The organism is Acinetobacter baylyi DSM 14961 = CIP 107474 (assembly GCF_000368685.1).
GTDB lineage: Bacteria > Pseudomonadota > Gammaproteobacteria > Pseudomonadales > Moraxellaceae > Acinetobacter > Acinetobacter baylyi.
The window spans coordinates 161,817-178,054 of the sequence record NZ_KB849625.1 but is presented as its reverse complement, the minus strand read 5'-3'; the positions used below and the strand labels follow the sequence as shown (position 1 = coordinate 178,054).

Genomic DNA, 16,238 nt, shown 5'->3' with positions numbered 1-16,238 from the left:
ATAATAAAACAGTAGAGTTTAAAAAATGAAAAAGACATCCTTATGGGTGGGGGGCTGCTTATGCCTATTATTTACCCCTGTAGTCCATGCCGAATTTATTGCAGACAGTAAAGCAGAACTCACACTTCGAAACTTTTATTTTGATCGGGATTATAAACAAGATCCGTACCCCTATACCGCCGCCCGAGATTGGGCGCAAGGGGTAATTTTTAAAGGTCAGTCTGGTTATACAGATGGACCAGTGGGTTTTGGTGTTGATGTACTGGCGATGGCTGGATTCAATTTGATGGGAAATCGTGCTGATGATTATGCACGTAGTGGTTTGTTGCCTGTCAATTCAGATAATTCACGTGATGATTATTATGGCAAAGTCGGAATAACAGGCAAGGCAAAGTATCGCAACAATGAGCTGTTTGTGGGTGATTTGGTGCCGTTACTGCCTACTATTTTCTCTTCACCTGCGCGCTTGTTTCCACAAACTTATCGAGGAGTACGTTTTTTATCGACAGAAATTCCAAAATTTCAACTGGAAGGTTTTTATGTCGATGAAGTGCGTCAGCGTGATTCCATCCGTTTTACCGATGTTGGAACAGACAATATCAATCGTCGTTTTGATCGCGCTGCAACGACAGATTATTTCTATACCTTGGGTGGCGCATATCAGGTTAATGATGCGTATAGAGTACGAGCTTATCAGGCAGAATTGCATAATATTTACCAACAACAATTTTTGGGCTTTAACGGCAAACAACCGCTGAATCAACAATTAAATTTTTTGAGTGATGTTCGGTTTTTCAATAGCGAAGATGCGGGTACAAAGAAAATTGGAGAGGTAGATAACCGTCATTTAAGTGGTTTATTTGGCCTCAATTATCAAAATCATACGATCTCTTTAGGTTATATGCAGTCATTTGGTGCTACAGGTTTACCATTTTTGTCTGGTACAGAAAGCCCGGTTGTATTGGATTTTATGAGTTCGGATTATTCTAACAAAGATGAAAAAGTATATTCCGTCCGTTATGAATACGAGTTTAAAAATGTAAATGTGGGGGATATTTCTCTGAATGGGTTACGCTTTATGACCCGTTATGCCAAAGGTGAAGACATTAATTTACTCAATTATGGCGACCAGCGTTTCAAAGAAGAATCGATGGAAGTTGAGTTGGGATATCGTATTCCCGAAGGTAAGTTCAAAGGCTTAGGATTACGTGGGCGCTTTTCTCACTACCGTAATGATATGCCAACGATTATGACTTTTCATTCAACCAACGAAACACGTTTAAATGTAGATTATACTTTTAAGTTTTAAACCCACTATTTGTATACATTTAAAATGCTATAAAGATTAAGTCATGTTAAAGCATGGCTTAATCTTTAGTTTTTTACTTAAACGGCATGGTTTTAGCTCTGAGCCAATTCGGTATGCCATGCATCATAACGATAAACCCAGTCAGCATTGCCTTGTTGCTTCATCCATTGATTCCCTTGTGAACCGAGCTGGATTTGTGCGGTACGCTGTTTGCGTGTTTCCTCATATATTTTTAACGCATTTTTGATTTGCTGTTTATGGCGGATGCCTTCAAAGGCACGGCCCAATACAACAGCATCTTCAATTGCCATGCCTGCACCTTGCGCCATAAAAGGCAGCATAGGATGGCATGCATCACCTAATAGCGTGACACAATCTTGAGACCACTGAGGTAATGGATCACGTTCGTATAAAGCACTTTTTAATGTAGTATCACAGGCTTGCAGTAAGGCTTTTGCGTTTGGATGAAAGTCTTTATAAAACTCCCGTAATTCATCGACATCCCCTTGACTGGTCCAGGATTCTTCCGTCCACGTTTCCTGACCTGTAGTGGCAAAAATAAAAGTATCTTTGCCCTGATTAAGTGGAAAGGTGACGATCTGCTGCTCTGGAACAGGTCCCCACCATTTGGTGAAAGCCTCAATTTCAGGAACGTGTTTGACTTTTTCGGTAGGAACAACGCAACGGAATGAAACAATTCCTGTAAAGCGCGGAGATTCTTCACCAAATATGGCAGTTCGAACACGTGAATGGATGCCATCCGCACCCACTACAACATCAAATTTCTGCTGTGAGCCATCTTCAAAGATCAGTCGAATACCATTTTCATCCTGACTTAGCGTTTTAAGGCGTTTTGAAAAATGAATATGTTCAAGCGGAAATTGATCTGCCAGCGCTTGTACGATATCAGCACGATGTATCGTCACTTGTGGAGCACCATAACGTTGTTCGGCATCTTTACTCATGCCTAAGCGTGAAGTTTCAAGTCCAGTATCCCAGTCACGACTAATACGATAGGTGGGCATAGCTCCTGACTGTCGAATAGCTTCACCTGCTCCCAAGCCATCGATTGCGCGTACAACATTTGGGGTGAGGTTGATATCAGCTCCGACTCTGGAAAAGCTAGAGGCCTGTTCAAAAATACTGACGGCATGACCACTTCTTCTAAGTGCAATTCCTGCTGCCAAGCCTCCTACACCACCACCAATAATTGCAATTTTTAAAGTATCCATACTCATTATTTACCAGATAAAAACATCATTTAAAAAATACTTAGTTTTAAATATAAAACAAAGTTACCTATATAAAACATAAGCTATATTTATGCTAATTTAAAGGCAAGTCAATCTTTTTTTGATTGAGCAGGTGAATGTATTGGGAATGTCTCAAATTAGAGAATAGAAAGAGAGGCATCGTAAGGGGATATACGGCGCATTTTTAATTAGACTTTATTTCATGCTGAATATTTTAAGTGATGGCAATCCTTTGCCATATACATCAATAGATAAATTTAGAGATTTTATCTGCTGTCTCGATGACCTGAGCCGCGACACTATGTTTAAACGTATATTCATCGTAAGTGGTGATAGGGCAACTTACAGACAACACTGCCACCATATCTTTGGAGGATTGACGATAAATGGGTGCTGCACAGGCAGCCATATCATTATTGTAATGTCCCCAACTGACCATGGACGGCTGAGTTTTGACATAATTCAGACGCAATAATAATTCTTTTAAGTTTTTTGGCGTGAGTTCCGAGAAGGTATCCCATTCATCAAATTTACGATAACGCTGACGAATTTCAGTTTCTGATAAATTGGATAGCAATAGCTGACCAATCACAGTCGCATGTGCAGGCCAGCGCGTTCCTAAACTAATCGTACTGGTAAAAGGGCCACTCGATTGAATATTGTTTACAAAGACAATATGTGTACCTTCCAAAATTGAAAGATGGACTGCAATCTTGGTTTGATCGCGTAGTTCTTTCATTAAGGGGGTAGATAAATCAAGTAAGGACAGTTTGGATAAACTGTTAAAACCAAGCTCCATGACTTTTGAATCTAGGGCATAGGTTTTTTGAGTTGCCTTACGCAAATATCCGCAAGATTCCAGCGTATAAATCAAACGAAATGCACTAGAACGGTTCACATCCAAAATTTCTGCAATTTCAGAAATGGTCATTTCTTGAGATTCTTGATTAAAGGCTTGCAAAATCGCGAGGCCTCGAACCAGCCCTGGAACCAAGTAGCGATCATCGTTTTTAGTACTTTCAGCCTCTTGTACATCTTCTTCAATGACTACACTCATTCTATAAAAATTCCTAAAAGTAAAAAGGGAGTGATGTTGGTGCGTTGTGCTTTATTTTGGAACTATTCTAATCATATCGAAGTGATAAAACAATGTTTATATATAAAACTAAATTTATGTCATAAAACGTAATTAAATATTAAATTTTAAATAAGTATTTGAATAATATGATTTTAAAATTATTGACATAAAATCAATAAGCGCATTATGCTGTGCTTATGTTTTGAAAATAAACTAATGTTTTGTATATAAAACAATATCGAGGGCTCAAACGATGAGTTGGATTTCAGTTTGTGGCATTGATGATGTCTCGGAAGATGAACCAAAAGCAGTAGAGATTAATGACAAAAAGATTGGCGTATTTGTGATTGATGAAAACTATTTCGCAATCGAAAACGTTTGTCCGCATGCCTTTGCATTACTGACAGAAGGGTTTATTGAAGATCAGACGGTTGAATGTCCGCTGCATGAAGCTATTTTTGATATCCAAACAGGGCAATTAAAAAGTGGACCAGGCTGCCGCGATCTTTGTACATATCCTGTACGTGTTGAAGATCAGCAGATCCAGATTCAACTGTGAGGGAAAAGGAATTTTGCTATGAAACAATTTAATGAAAAACTGGCTAACTGGATGAGCCCATCGCCATCAAAAGAAGCGGGTATTAACAATATTCAGATTCCTGGGCAGGTTGAACATCTGGTCTGGCAGACTCGTTATAAAAAACCAACGGTGTATGAGCAGGACTTTGTCAAACATTTGATTCAGGCTTTTGCTTCAGGCGTAACTGAGCTGAATGATCTGGTCGACTCTCTAAATCGACAAGGGTTTCGCCGTGAATCTGGTGAAGTCTGGACCATGCAAAGCTTCACAGAAGAAATGCAGCGTTTGGGCTATTAACAGCAAGGATGACAACAATGAATGCAATTTATCAACACGCTTCAAGTACTGAACAATATCTTGATTTGGGTTTACGTGACCAATGGTATCCAGTACTCGCCAGTTGGGAAGTCAGTGCCAATCCAGTTGGGATTACCCGTTTGGGTGAAAATATTGTGGTTTGGCGTGATGAAGCTGGTCAGCTTTATGCATTGGAAGATCGCTGTCCGCACCGTGGTGCGCGTTTATCGTTGGGCTGGAATCTGGGGGATCGGGTTGCTTGCTGGTATCACGGTGTAGAAGTGGGGGGAGATGGTGTGGTTGCAGATGTACCTGCGGTGCATGAATGTCCACTCAAGGGTGCAGCCTGTGTTAAAAGCTATCCAATTATTGAAAAGCATGACGCTATTTTTATCTGGTTTGGAATCGACGCCAATGAGCCACCAGCAGAGCTAGTGTTCCCTGAACAGTTAGCCAGTGAAGCGTGGAGTTCATTTTTGTGTCAGGCAGACTGGAAGGTCAATCATCAATATGCAATTGATAATGTCATGGATCCGATGCATGGAACGTATTTGCATTGTACTTCGCACTCCATGGCAGAAGGTGAACGTACCGCAGAAATGAAACATCGCAGCACTGAGCATGGTTTTATTTTTGAAAAGGAAGGTCAAACTGGCGTTAATTTTGACTGGGTTGAATATGGTAATACAGGTGCAAGCTGGTTACGTCTGTCTATTCCATATCGTAAAGACTTTGGCCCAGGTGGTGTGTTCTGGATTGTTGGTTTTGCAACGCCTATTGATGCCGATAATACCCGTGTATTTTTCTGGCGCTGCCGCAAGGTCAATGGCTGGCAACGCAATGTTTGGCGTTTCTTATATCGTAATCACCTAGAAAAATTGCATTGGGATGTGCTGGAGCAGGATCGTATTATTCTGGAAAATCTTGCACCGAATGCACGTTCTAAAGAATTCCTTTATCAACATGATGTTGGATTGTCACGTTTACGCCGTCTGATGAAAAAAGAAGCCGAAAAGCAGTTGAAAAAAATTGCAGTGCTAAACACTTCATCTTTGACCGAAACACCATAAGGATTGTGGTTATGACCATTCATACATTACTGCACGGTAAAAAAATTATTGTCACGGGAGCAGCACGTGGGCTTGGTTTGGGCTTTGCTCAAGCAATTGCTGAGGCGGGTGCACAAGTCATCATGGCAGATATTTTAATCGAATTGGTTGAAGGCGAGGCAAAGCAGTTACAACAACAAGGTTTGCAGGTGCAAGCTGTTGGACTGGATTTATCTCAACCTGAATCAATTCAGACTGCAGTTCAATTTGCCGTAAATACTTGGGGTGGTCTGGATGGTTTAGTGAACTGTGCTGCATTGGCAACAGGTGTGGGGGGTAAGGACTTAACTCAATACGATCCTGATTTGTGGGATCGGGTTATGACGGTCAATGTCAAAGGTACATGGTTGATGGTTCAGGCATGTGTACCGTATTTGAAACAGTCACAAAGCGCAAAGATTATCAATATTGCTTCTGATACTGCACTTTGGGGTGCGCCCAAGTTGATGGCTTATGTTGCAAGTAAGGGTGCCATTCTTTCGATGACTCGCTCAATGGCAAGAGAGTTGGGGGAATTTAACATCTGTGTAAATACACTCTCTCCAGGGCTTACTCTGGTTGAAGCAACCGAGTACGTACCACAAGAACGACATGACCTATATGTCACTGGTCGCGCCATTCAGCGTCAGCAACATCCACAGGATTTAAACGGCACAGCGCTTTATTTGCTATCTGATCTTGCATCGTTTGTGACGGGACAAAATATCCCAGTCAATGGTGGCTTTGTCTTTAACTAGGAGCAAAAACATGATTACAGGAATTGAAGTTTTAAAATTTGGCGTTGAAGACAAAGCGGAAGCAATCAAGTTTTTATCCGATTTTGGCTTGGTACAGCAACCCTCCGATATCAGTGAAGCGGAACTGTTTCAAACACAAAATGGTAGCAAAATATATTTGTTTGATCTTCACGATTCGCGCCTGCCTGTTGCCATCGAAGATGGTTCAACCTTACGAGAAGTGACATGGGGAGTCGATAGTGATCAGGATTTGCAACAATTTGCACAAAATTTAAAAGATATCGAAGGCTTTGAACAAGGTACAGAATATGTTCAGTGCCGTGACCCGAATGGAATGACCATTGTCTTTAAACGTTCGATAACCAAAGATTTACCTGAGCAAAAAACCGAAGGCATTAATCAGTATGGCAATATCCAGCGTGTCAATGCAGCCAGCCCTGTTTATGAAAAAGGTGAACCGATTGCGATTGGTCATGTGGTGTTCTTTACCCCAGATTTAGCAACAACAGAAAGTTTTTATAAAGAAAAACTCGGTTTTCATTTGTCGGATGCCTATCGCAATCGTGGCGCTTTCTTGCGTTGTCGCGGTGAAGGTTTTCATCATGATTTATTTTTGCTTTCTGTACCCAATAAACCTGCGGGTTTAAACCATGTTGCCTTTGTAGTGCGTGATATTCATGAGGTGATTGGGGGTGGTTTAAATATGAACCGTTCTGACTGGTCAACTTTTATTGGGCCAGGCCGTCATCCAATTTCTTCTGCGTATTTCTGGTATGTCAATTCACCACTTGGCGGCGCATTTGAATATTACACCAATGATGACTATTTGACTGAAGAGTGGCAACCGCGTGTAGAAGAACACTCTCTGGAACTATTTACCGAATGGGCGATTGAAGGTGGGCTTGATCATGATACCCGTCGTCAGATCAAACCAGTTCAGGGTTAATCAGGTTTACAGGGAGTATACGTCAATGGAAAGAATTGTGGTGGTCGGTGCAGGTCAGGCCGCAGGATGGGCAGTCAGTACTTTGCGTCAGGAAGGTTTTCAAGGTGAGATTCATGTGGTGTCCAATGAACATCAGATTTTTTATGAACGCCCCCCATTGTCTAAGCAAGTGCTGTCCAAAGAAGCGAGTTATGACAGCCTGAATTTATTTTCACCTGAACAAATTGATGCATTTTCTGTGCAATGGCACAAACCAGATCTGGCTACCCAGATTGATCGTGATCATAAACAGGTCATTTTAGAAAGTGGCAAAATTTTACCTTATGACAAACTCTTGATCGCGACAGGCAGCCGGGCACGGGTACCTGTGAATACCTGGAAAGATATTTCTAATGTTGTGACTTTACGTGATGTACAAGACTGCGAACGTTTGGCGAATTTACTGGAAACAGCAAAGTCGATTGCCATCATTGGTGGCGGCTGGATTGGTCTTGAAATTGCCGCGACAGCACGTAAACAGGGCAAACAAGTTCATGTGTTTGAATACGCAGAACGCTTGTGTGGGCGCAGTGTCAGTCCAGAAGTTTCTGAATTTTTAAAAGAAATTCATGAGCAGCAAGGCACAAAGATTCACCTTAATAGTAAAAATCTACATTTGATTGAAAGTTCGGATCAAACGGTTCAGGTCCTCAACCATCCAGAAACAGCCCAGACATTTGATTGTGTGGTGGTGGGTGCAGGTGCAGAAATTGCCAAAGAACTTGGGGTGAGTGCTGGTCTGGCTGTAAAAGATGGCATCGTGGTCAACTGTTATGGTCAAACCTCAGATGTAGATATCTATGCTGCAGGTGATGTGGCGATTCATCCTGTTTTAGGGTACTGCATTCAGTCTTGGGCCAATGCACAAAATCAAGCCATTGCAGCTGCCAAATCAATGCTGGGTGTTGCGACCGAATATTCAGATATTCCATGGTTATGGTCAGATCAGTATCAGTTCAACATTCAGATTTTGGGTACCTATCAAGCTCAGTCTAATCCTAAATTAATTATTCGCCAGAGTAGTCCAGCTCAACTCAGTTATTTATATCTGGATGAGCACAATCGCTTGATGAATCTAATTGCAGTCAATGATGCCAAGCTGGTCAAACTGGCCAAACGCTGGATTCAAAACAGCACTGTATTAGATCCAAAATTATTAGCTGATCCTGAATTTAATGTCATGAAGCTCAAACCGTAAGCGCACTTCACGACATCCAGTCAGAGCACTCATTTTAGGCGAATCGCCAGATCGAAGGAATGTTGCATGTTAAATGATATAGATGAAAAAAAAGGATTCAAACACTGGATACCCGCCTTTGTCTTAATGGCATGTGTGGTATTGGCCTTCTTTGACAAGATTAGTATTGCAGTGTTGTTTTCAGATCCGCATTTTCAGGACGCAATGGGAATTGCTGAGGACAAAGCCAAACTGGGGTGGCTAATGACCAGCTTTTTGCTGGCGTATGGATTCTCTTCTATTTTTCTGAGCTTTCTGGGCGACATTTTTAATCCCAAGAAAATGCTGTTTTGGAGTGTAACCTCGTGGGGTATTTTAATGCTGATCATGGGATTTACCACACACTATGGCAGCATGTTGTTTTTGCGGGTATTGCTTGGTATTGCAGAAGGCCCTCTGTTTGCGCTGGCTTATGCCATTGTCAAACAAACTTATACAGATCGTCAGCAAGCACGTGCATCAACCATGTTTTTACTTGGTACACCCATTGGCGCATTTTTAGGCTTTCCAATTACTGCGGCGGTGCTGGCTAAGCACGACTGGCATACCACGTTCTTTGTCATGGCGGCTTTAACTTTAGTGGTGATGATCATTATTGTACTTGGATTGCGCAATTTACAGTTACGTAAAATCATTGAAATTGAAGACTCAAGCAAGCGTGTCAATTTTAAGGGACATATTGCCAATACCAAACTTTTACTTAAAAACAGGGCGTTCTGGCTGGTCTGTTTATTCAATATCGCACTCATGACTTACTTATGGGGTCTGAATAGTTGGGTGCCGTCTTACTTGATTCAAGATAAAGGTTTTAACCTCAAAGAGTTCGGTTTTTATTCGAGCTTGCCATTCATTGCCATGTTGGTGGGTGAAGTCGTAGGTGCTGTTTTTTCAGACAAATTGGGTAAACGTGCGATTCAGGTTTTTAGTGGTCTATTGGTCGCAGGAATCTCGCTTTACGTGATGGTCTTAATGACAGATCCACTTCTTATTATTGCAGCAATGTCATTAAGTTCAATGGCATGGGGTTTTGGGGTTGCAGCCGTATTCGCTTTGCTCGCACGTGTCACAACAGCAGATGTCGGAGCGACAGCAGGCGGAATTTTCAACGGTTTAGCGAACTTTGCCAGTGCAGCAGCGCCTGTACTGATTGGCATGATCGTCATGCAAACTGGCAGTTTTAATTTGGGAATCACATTCTTGGCAGTGGTGGCCATTGTGGGTTCCTTCTTCCTTACACCATTACTCAAACGTTACTAATTCAGTTCAATTTCTTAGCAGGAGTAAGACATGAGCACTCAACAATTTGAATCATGGACGCAACCCGAAGACAAAAGTTTAGAAGAATGGTTAAACACGCGAATCGCACGTTTTGAAACCCGTAAATATGATTTTGATGCACTGAAGTTTCAGGCAGATTACGACCCGAAATATCGCCGTGCCCAAATGCGTTACATGGGTACAGGCGCAACAGGTGTAGCCAATGATGGAAATACGGTACCTGCTGAAAACTTTACCTTTTCAACCATGGTCTTGCCGCCGCAATGTGAAGGACCTTTACACATTCATCATGACGTTGAAGAGGTGTTTTTTATGTTACGTGGCGAGATTGATCTGTTCATTGAGCATAACGGTGAGAAGTTTAGTACCCGTTTAAAAGAGCGTGATCTGATTTCAATTCCACCAGGGATTTATCGCGGTCTGTTTAATCCTGGTCAAGATGATGCCTTGATGTGTGTGATGTTGGGAACGGGTAAACCGACGATTCCAAACTATCCACCTGAGCATCCACTGTCTCAGATTAAACGTAACTAATTGATCATTAAGTAGAACGATTAAGACGGATTGATGTCTTAATGCTCAGCACGATAAGGATATGATGATGACACTTGTTGAACGCTTACAGAAATTTTCGGTGAAGTCTGTCGATATTGATGGGCAGACCCAAACCTACCGTGAAGCAGGTACAGGAGATCAGTATCTGGTGTTGTTACATGGTATTAGCTCTGGTTCTGGTTCTTGGGTCAATCAACTCGAAGCATTAAGTCATCATTTTCATGTAATTGCATGGGATGCACCTGGTTATGGCGCATCTGATGCTTTAACAACTTTAACGCCAAATGCAGAGCATTATGCACAGCGTCTGGCTGGACTATTTCAGCAATTAGGCATTCAAAAAGCCATTGTGGTTGGGCATTCATTAGGGGCACTGCAAGCCAGTGCCTTTGCCCGAAATTATCCAGAGCATGTTGAGATATTAATGATTGCAAATGTTGCACAGGGTTATCAGCGTTTTCCTGCTGTAAAGCAAGCGGAAATTTATCAAAAAAGACCAAAAATGCTGGCCGAACTTGGGCATCAGGGATTAGCACAGTCCCGAGGCCCACATTTAACTTATTTAAAAAAACCAGAAACCTTAGAGCTGATTGAACAGGTCATGCAAAACCTCAATCTGGGAGGTTTTACTCAAGCCTCTTATTTACTGGCTCATGATGAGATTCGAAATTATTTAACAGATTTGGCTGTGCCGTGCTTCGTCATTGCAGGCTTGTGCGACAGCATTACACCACCACAAGGGATTGCAGATTTGGTTCGGGAAATTGATTGCCAGAACTATATCGAGATTAGTGAGGCAGGACATCTAAGTTATGTCGATCAAGCTGAATTATTTAACGACATTATCGTTTCTGCCAAGCAGCAACAAAACGAGAGATAAAGTATGAGCTTCCAAGTAGAAGGAAAAGTAGCAGTGGTCACAGGTGGCTCTTCTGGCATCGGATTGGCTGCAGTTGAGATTTTAGTGGCTGAAGGTGCAAAGGTCGCATGGTGTGGGCGAGATGAACCACGTCTTGCAGAATCAAAACGCACTATTTTAGAAAAATACCCGCATGCTGGTGTATTTACCCAAGTGTGTAATGTCCTAGATAAAGCAGATGTCAAACACTTTGCTCAAGCGGTGAAACAGCATTTAGGCAATGTCGATATGCTGATTAATAACGCAGGTCAAGGACGGGTATCTACCTTTGAAAACACCCAGGATGAAGACTGGATGAAAAAACTTGAATTGAAATATTTCAGTGTCTTACATCCTATTCGTTCTTTTTTGGATGATTTGAAAAGTTCAGATATTGGTTCAATTACCAATGTCAATTCATTGCTGGCCTTACAACCCGAGCCGCATATGATTGCAACGTCTTCTGCACGTGCTGCATTGCTCAATTTAACTCATTCTCTGGCACATGAATTTACCCAGTATAAGGTTCGGGTGAATTCAATTTTGCTGGGTATGGTGGAATCGGCTCAATGGAAACGTCGCTTTGAAACACGTTCAGACGTGAATCAGTCATGGGAAGAATGGACAGCCAATATTGCAAAAAAACGTGGTATTCCAATGCAGCGTTTGGGAAAACCGGAAGAACCAGCACGTGCCTTGGTCTTTCTGGCTTCGCCATTGGCCTCTTATACCACGGGCTCAACCATTGATGTCTCTGGTGGTTTCAACAAACACTTATAAGGGTGAGCGCAATGAAGCAATTAATGATGATTGGTTTTGGTGCAATGGCCTCGGAAGTCTATGCACATTTACCACAAGATCTTGAGTTGAAGTGGATTGTGGTTCCCGAGCGGAGTGTTGAAAGCGTCAAGCAAAAAGTTGATCGCCACATACAGGTGATTTCCGATATCAATCAGTGTGACGGTGCGCCAGATTATGTGATTGAGGTGGCAGGGCAGGCAGCAGTAAAAGAGCATGCAAAAAACGTACTGGCGCATGGCTGGAATATAGGGTTGATTTCGGTTGGAACCTTGGCAGATAGCGAGTTTTTTACGGAATTACAGCAAACAGCAGAACAAAATGGTGCGCATTTACATCTACTTGCAGGTGCAATTGCTGGGATTGATGGAATTGCAGCAGCGAAAGAAGGCGACTTGGAAAAAGTGACCTACAAAGGCTGCAAAAGTCCAAATAGTTGGCGTGGCAGTTATGCCGAGCAGTTAATTGATTTGGATCAGGTACATACAGTGACCATGTTCTATCGAGGAACTGCGCGTGAGGCTGCACAAAAATTTCCTGCAAATGCCAATGTTGCAGCAACCATTGCACTGGCAGGCGTTGGCATGGACAACACTATCGTAGAACTGACTGTTGATCCAGATACCACTCAAAACAAACATACTATTGTTGCCGAAGGTCGATTTGGTCAAATGACCATTGAAATGGTCGGTGTACCACTCGCATCTAACCCAAAAACATCGACACTGGCTGCACTCAGCGTGATTCGTGCTTGCCGTAACAGTGTTGAAGCCATTCAGATTTAAGAGGGATATTCAGATGGTTAAGGAACTTTATATTGCAGGTGAATGGCGTTTGGGTCGAGGAAAGGTTATCCAAAGTACTTTTCCAGCAGATAATTCTGTAAATGCCGAAATTTCTACAGCCAGTTTTGAGGACATTGAAGAAGCCATTGTAAAGACAGATCAAGCGTGGCGTGCGCCAGAATGGCGTAATCGTCTGCCGCATGAACGCGCCAAAATTTTATACAAAGTGGCAGACATTATTGAAGCGCGTGTTGATGCATTAGCTGCACTTCAAACACGTGATAATGGCAAGCCACTTGCAGAAACGCGTGGCTTGGTGTTCAGTGCAGCAGCAACAGCCCGTTATGTGGCTGCGGCATGTGAAACAATGAACGATGAATTGACTTCACAACGTGCGCCCGATTTTATGACCTTCAGTGTGCATGAGCCAGTAGGTGTGGTTGCTGCGATTACCCCGTGGAATTCACCCATTGCCAGTGAGGTTCAGAAACTTGCACCGGCCTTGGCTGGTGGAAATGCAGTGATTTTAAAACCTGCGGAAGCGACATCACTGATTGCACTTGAACTGGCCAAAATTTTTGAAGAGGCTGGATTACCAAAAGGTTTACTCAGTGTGCTGGTTGGCAAAGGTTCCGTTGTGGGTGATGCAATTGTTAAGCATCCATTAGTACGCAAGATTTCCTTCACTGGTGGGACTACAACAGGTCGCCATCTGGCACATATCGCAGCAGATAAATTGATTACAACATCGCTTGAGCTGGGTGGCAAATCCCCAACGATTGTCTTGCCTGATGCCGATATCGAACTGGCTGCCAAAGGCATTGCCTACGGTATTTTTAGCTCTGCAGGGCAGGCTTGTATTGCGGGCTCTCGTTTATTTATCCATAGCAGTATTTATGATCAGTTTTTGGCGCGTCTGGTTGAAATTACCAAGAGCTTGCGTGTCGGACACCCTGAACAAAAAGATGTACATATGGGTTCTTTGATTAATGCTGCACATTTGGCATCGGTCGACCGGTATGTACAACTAGCCAAACAAGAAGGTGGTGAAATCTTAACAGGTGGTCAGGCCATGACTGAGGGTGAGTTTGCCAAAGGCAGTTTTTATCTGCCAACCATTATTACAGGATTGAAAAATCAGGCGCAGGTCTGCCAAGAAGAAATTTTTGGCCCCGTGTTAGTCGTGATGAAATATGAGCATGAAGATGACTTGATTGAGCAAGCCAATGACAGTTGTTTTGGGCTGGCAGCAGGCATCTGGACCGAAAGTTATCGAAAGGCATGGCGTATTGCCCGTGTGCTTGAAGTGGGTACTGTCTGGATCAATACCTATAAGAAATTTTCAATTTCAGCACCATTTGGTGGATTTAAAGACAGTGGTATAGGGCGTGAAAAAGGTCGTCAGGAGATTTTGTCCTATATGCAGCAAAAAAGTATTTATATGGGGCTAAATGAACAGCCAAACCCGTGGGCAGATTAAGCCAATTTTAGCCAAGATATTTATTTAACAAAATTTTATACAAAATTCAGAGGAAGATTTTCATGACTGAACGTGTCAATGTTGGAGAGGCGATTGCCCGTTTACTTGAAGCCCATGATGTAAATAGTATTTATGGTGTCATTTCGATTCATAATTTACCTATTGCCGATGCAGTGGGGCGCCGTGAAAAAATCCGTTTTGTCGCAGCGCGTGGTGAAGCTGGTGCGGTGACGATGGCCGATGCACATGCCCGTTTTAAAGGCTTGGGTGTAGCACTGACCAGTACAGGTGCGGGTGCGGGCAACGCAGTAGGTTCACTGATTGAGGCCATGAATGCAGCAAGCCCAGTGTTGCATTTAACAGGTCAGGTTGAGCGTGAATATTTAGACCGTGATGCCAGTTTTATTCATGAAACCAAAGATCAGCTTAGCTTCCTGCGTGCATCGAGCAAGGCTGCTTTTCGTATTACCAGTCCAGACAATGCGATTGGAGTAATTCGTGAAGCGATTCGTGTAGCAACGACGGTTCCCATGGGACCCGTCAGTGTGGAATTGCCTATTGATGTTCAGGCAGCAGAAATTGATTTACCTGCAGATTTAAGTCCTGTACAAGCCATGCAATTGCCGCAGGTCGCGCAGAGTCAGGTTGATTTTCTGGCAGATCAAATTAAGCAAGCCAAACGTCCTGTATTCTGGATTGGTGGTGGTGCCCTCAATTGCGTCGATGAAATCAAAGCCATTGCAGATCTGGGCATTCCTATCGTGTCATCTACACATGGTCGCGGGATTTTACCTGATGCGCATCCTCGTAGTTTAGGTGCTTTTCATAACTCAGCAAAAGTTGAAGAACTTCTAAAAGCATCAGACTTATTGGTTGTTGTGGGTTCACGCTTGCGCAGTAATGAAACCAAAACCTACTCGGTTCAATTTCCCGACAACTTGATTCAGATTGATGCAAATCCAGTGGCGCAACAGCGTAACTATAAGGTTCGCCGTTTTATTTGTGCAGATGCCAAGGATATTTTAGTGCGTACTCTAACGCAGCTTGAAGGTATTTCTAAGGTAGATACCGAATATGATCAGATGATTGTTAATGCCAAAGATGCCGCGGTTGCAGCGCTTCGCAAGCAATTGGATCAATATGCCTTAATTTGTGATCACTTACGTTCGGCTTTACCAGAAGATGGCATCTTTGTACGTGACATTACCATGTCGGGGAGTACCTGGGGCAGTCGTTTATTTCCAGTTCAGGCACCAAATCGCAATATCCACTCACTGGCAGGCGCAATCGGTCTAGGCTTGGCACATGCCATTGGCTCTAGTATTGCAAATCCAGATAAAAAAGTAGTCGGGCTTGTGGGGGATGGTGGCTTGATGCTCGGGATTGGTGAAATCGCGACCATGGCACAAGAAAACACAGATATGGTTTTGATGATCATGAATGATGGTGGTTATGGTGTGATGCGTGGCATTCAAAATAATTATTTTGGGGGACGTCAGTATTTCAATGAATTGCATACGCCTGACTATCAAAAACTCGGAGAGTCTATGGGGGTTAAAAGCTGGAAAGTTGGCAGTGCCGATGAATTCAAGATTGCCATCAAAGATGCCATTGCTTTTGATGGTCCAGCAGTTATTGAACTCGATATGCATGCCATTGGCCCATTAAATTTTGCTGGGCCACCACAGAAAAAACTGTACTAATCCCAAAGCCTAATAAAAAGACATTGGAATAGAACAAAGTAATGAGTCAAAAAGATGCTTGATCTGCCAAGGCAAGTCGAGCAGCCTGAAACAGGGGATTTATTAAATAGGATGTGCAAAGGAATTGCACTTTCAGTAAAGAGATGACTTATTTTT

Annotated in this window: 16 protein-coding genes; 14 read left to right on the top strand and 2 right to left on the bottom strand. The window is 42.7% G+C overall.

The genetic code is table 11. The features are described from left to right. The first annotated feature begins 25 nt into the window (after positions 1 to 25). Positions 26 to 1,309 (top strand): OprD family outer membrane porin, encoded by a 1,284-nt coding sequence (locus F952_RS02795; protein WP_004921872.1) that lies wholly within the window; start codon positions 26 to 28, stop codon positions 1,307 to 1,309. A gap of 92 nt (positions 1,310 to 1,401) precedes the next feature. Here the strand turns inward: F952_RS02795 and F952_RS02790 are convergent, their stop codons facing one another. Both F952_RS02790 and F952_RS02785 read right to left on the bottom strand, forming a co-directional pair. Next, positions 1,402 to 2,541 (bottom strand): FAD-dependent monooxygenase, encoded by a 1,140-nt coding sequence (locus tag F952_RS02790; protein WP_017385208.1) that lies wholly within the window; start codon positions 2,539 to 2,541, stop codon positions 1,402 to 1,404. A gap of 265 nt (positions 2,542 to 2,806) precedes the next feature. Next, a complete protein-coding gene (locus F952_RS02785) occupies positions 2,807 to 3,619 on the bottom strand; it encodes an IclR family transcriptional regulator (RefSeq protein ID WP_004921865.1) in 813 nt (270 codons plus the stop codon). Positions 3,620 to 3,893: 274 nt separating this feature from the next. Here F952_RS02785 and F952_RS02780 point away from each other — a divergent pair, with 274 nt between their 5' ends. The 13 genes from F952_RS02780 (at position 3,894) to F952_RS02720 (ending at position 16,082) form a co-directional block, all read left to right on the top strand. After that, positions 3,894 to 4,199, top strand: coding sequence for a non-heme iron oxygenase ferredoxin subunit (locus F952_RS02780; protein WP_004921862.1), 306 nt, complete (start codon positions 3,894 to 3,896; stop codon positions 4,197 to 4,199). Positions 4,200 to 4,217: 18 nt separating this feature from the next. Next, on the top strand, positions 4,218 to 4,517 hold the full coding sequence (locus F952_RS02775; RefSeq protein WP_004921859.1) for a recombinase-like helix-turn-helix domain-containing protein: 300 nt from the start codon (positions 4,218 to 4,220) through the stop codon (positions 4,515 to 4,517). A 17-nt stretch (positions 4,518 to 4,534) separates the two neighbouring features. Further along, the gene (locus F952_RS02770) at positions 4,535 to 5,587 is read left to right on the top strand and encodes an aromatic ring-hydroxylating oxygenase subunit alpha (RefSeq protein WP_004921856.1); all 1,053 of its coding nucleotides are present in this window, start codon (positions 4,535 to 4,537) and stop codon (positions 5,585 to 5,587) included. 11 nt (positions 5,588 to 5,598) lie between these two features. Beyond that, positions 5,599 to 6,363 carry an SDR family oxidoreductase gene (locus F952_RS02765; protein ID WP_004921853.1) on the top strand — a complete coding sequence of 255 codons (765 nt, stop codon included), beginning with the start codon at positions 5,599 to 5,601 and terminating at the stop codon, positions 6,361 to 6,363. Positions 6,364 to 6,373: 10 nt separating this feature from the next. Continuing rightward, on the top strand, positions 6,374 to 7,309 hold the full coding sequence (locus tag F952_RS02760) for a VOC family protein (protein ID WP_004921848.1): 936 nt from the start codon (positions 6,374 to 6,376) through the stop codon (positions 7,307 to 7,309). 25 nt (positions 7,310 to 7,334) lie between these two features. Further along, the gene (locus F952_RS02755) at positions 7,335 to 8,546 is read left to right on the top strand and encodes an NAD(P)/FAD-dependent oxidoreductase (RefSeq protein ID WP_004921845.1); all 1,212 of its coding nucleotides are present in this window, start codon (positions 7,335 to 7,337) and stop codon (positions 8,544 to 8,546) included. Positions 8,547 to 8,612: 66 nt separating this feature from the next. Next, a complete protein-coding gene (locus F952_RS02750; RefSeq protein ID WP_004921842.1) occupies positions 8,613 to 9,842 on the top strand; it encodes an MFS transporter in 1,230 nt (409 codons plus the stop codon). A 30-nt stretch (positions 9,843 to 9,872) separates the two neighbouring features. Further along, positions 9,873 to 10,397: a cupin domain-containing protein gene (locus tag F952_RS02745; protein ID WP_004921840.1), complete on the top strand. Its 525-nt coding sequence runs from the start codon at positions 9,873 to 9,875 to the stop codon at positions 10,395 to 10,397. Between the two features lie 64 nt (positions 10,398 to 10,461). Next, a complete protein-coding gene (locus F952_RS02740; RefSeq protein WP_026056949.1) occupies positions 10,462 to 11,298 on the top strand; it encodes an alpha/beta fold hydrolase in 837 nt (278 codons plus the stop codon). A gap of 3 nt (positions 11,299 to 11,301) precedes the next feature. Then, on the top strand, positions 11,302 to 12,096 hold the full coding sequence (locus F952_RS02735; RefSeq protein WP_004921834.1) for an SDR family oxidoreductase: 795 nt from the start codon (positions 11,302 to 11,304) through the stop codon (positions 12,094 to 12,096). An 11-nt stretch (positions 12,097 to 12,107) separates the two neighbouring features. Continuing rightward, positions 12,108 to 12,899, top strand: coding sequence for an aspartate dehydrogenase (locus F952_RS02730; protein ID WP_004921832.1), 792 nt, complete (start codon positions 12,108 to 12,110; stop codon positions 12,897 to 12,899). Positions 12,900 to 12,912: 13 nt separating this feature from the next. Continuing rightward, positions 12,913 to 14,379: an aldehyde dehydrogenase gene (locus tag F952_RS02725; protein ID WP_004921829.1), complete on the top strand. Its 1,467-nt coding sequence runs from the start codon at positions 12,913 to 12,915 to the stop codon at positions 14,377 to 14,379. A gap of 62 nt (positions 14,380 to 14,441) precedes the next feature. Next, positions 14,442 to 16,082 carry a thiamine pyrophosphate-binding protein gene (locus F952_RS02720; protein ID WP_004921827.1) on the top strand — a complete coding sequence of 547 codons (1,641 nt, stop codon included), beginning with the start codon at positions 14,442 to 14,444 and terminating at the stop codon, positions 16,080 to 16,082. The last annotated feature ends 156 nt before the right edge of the window (positions 16,083 to 16,238 follow it).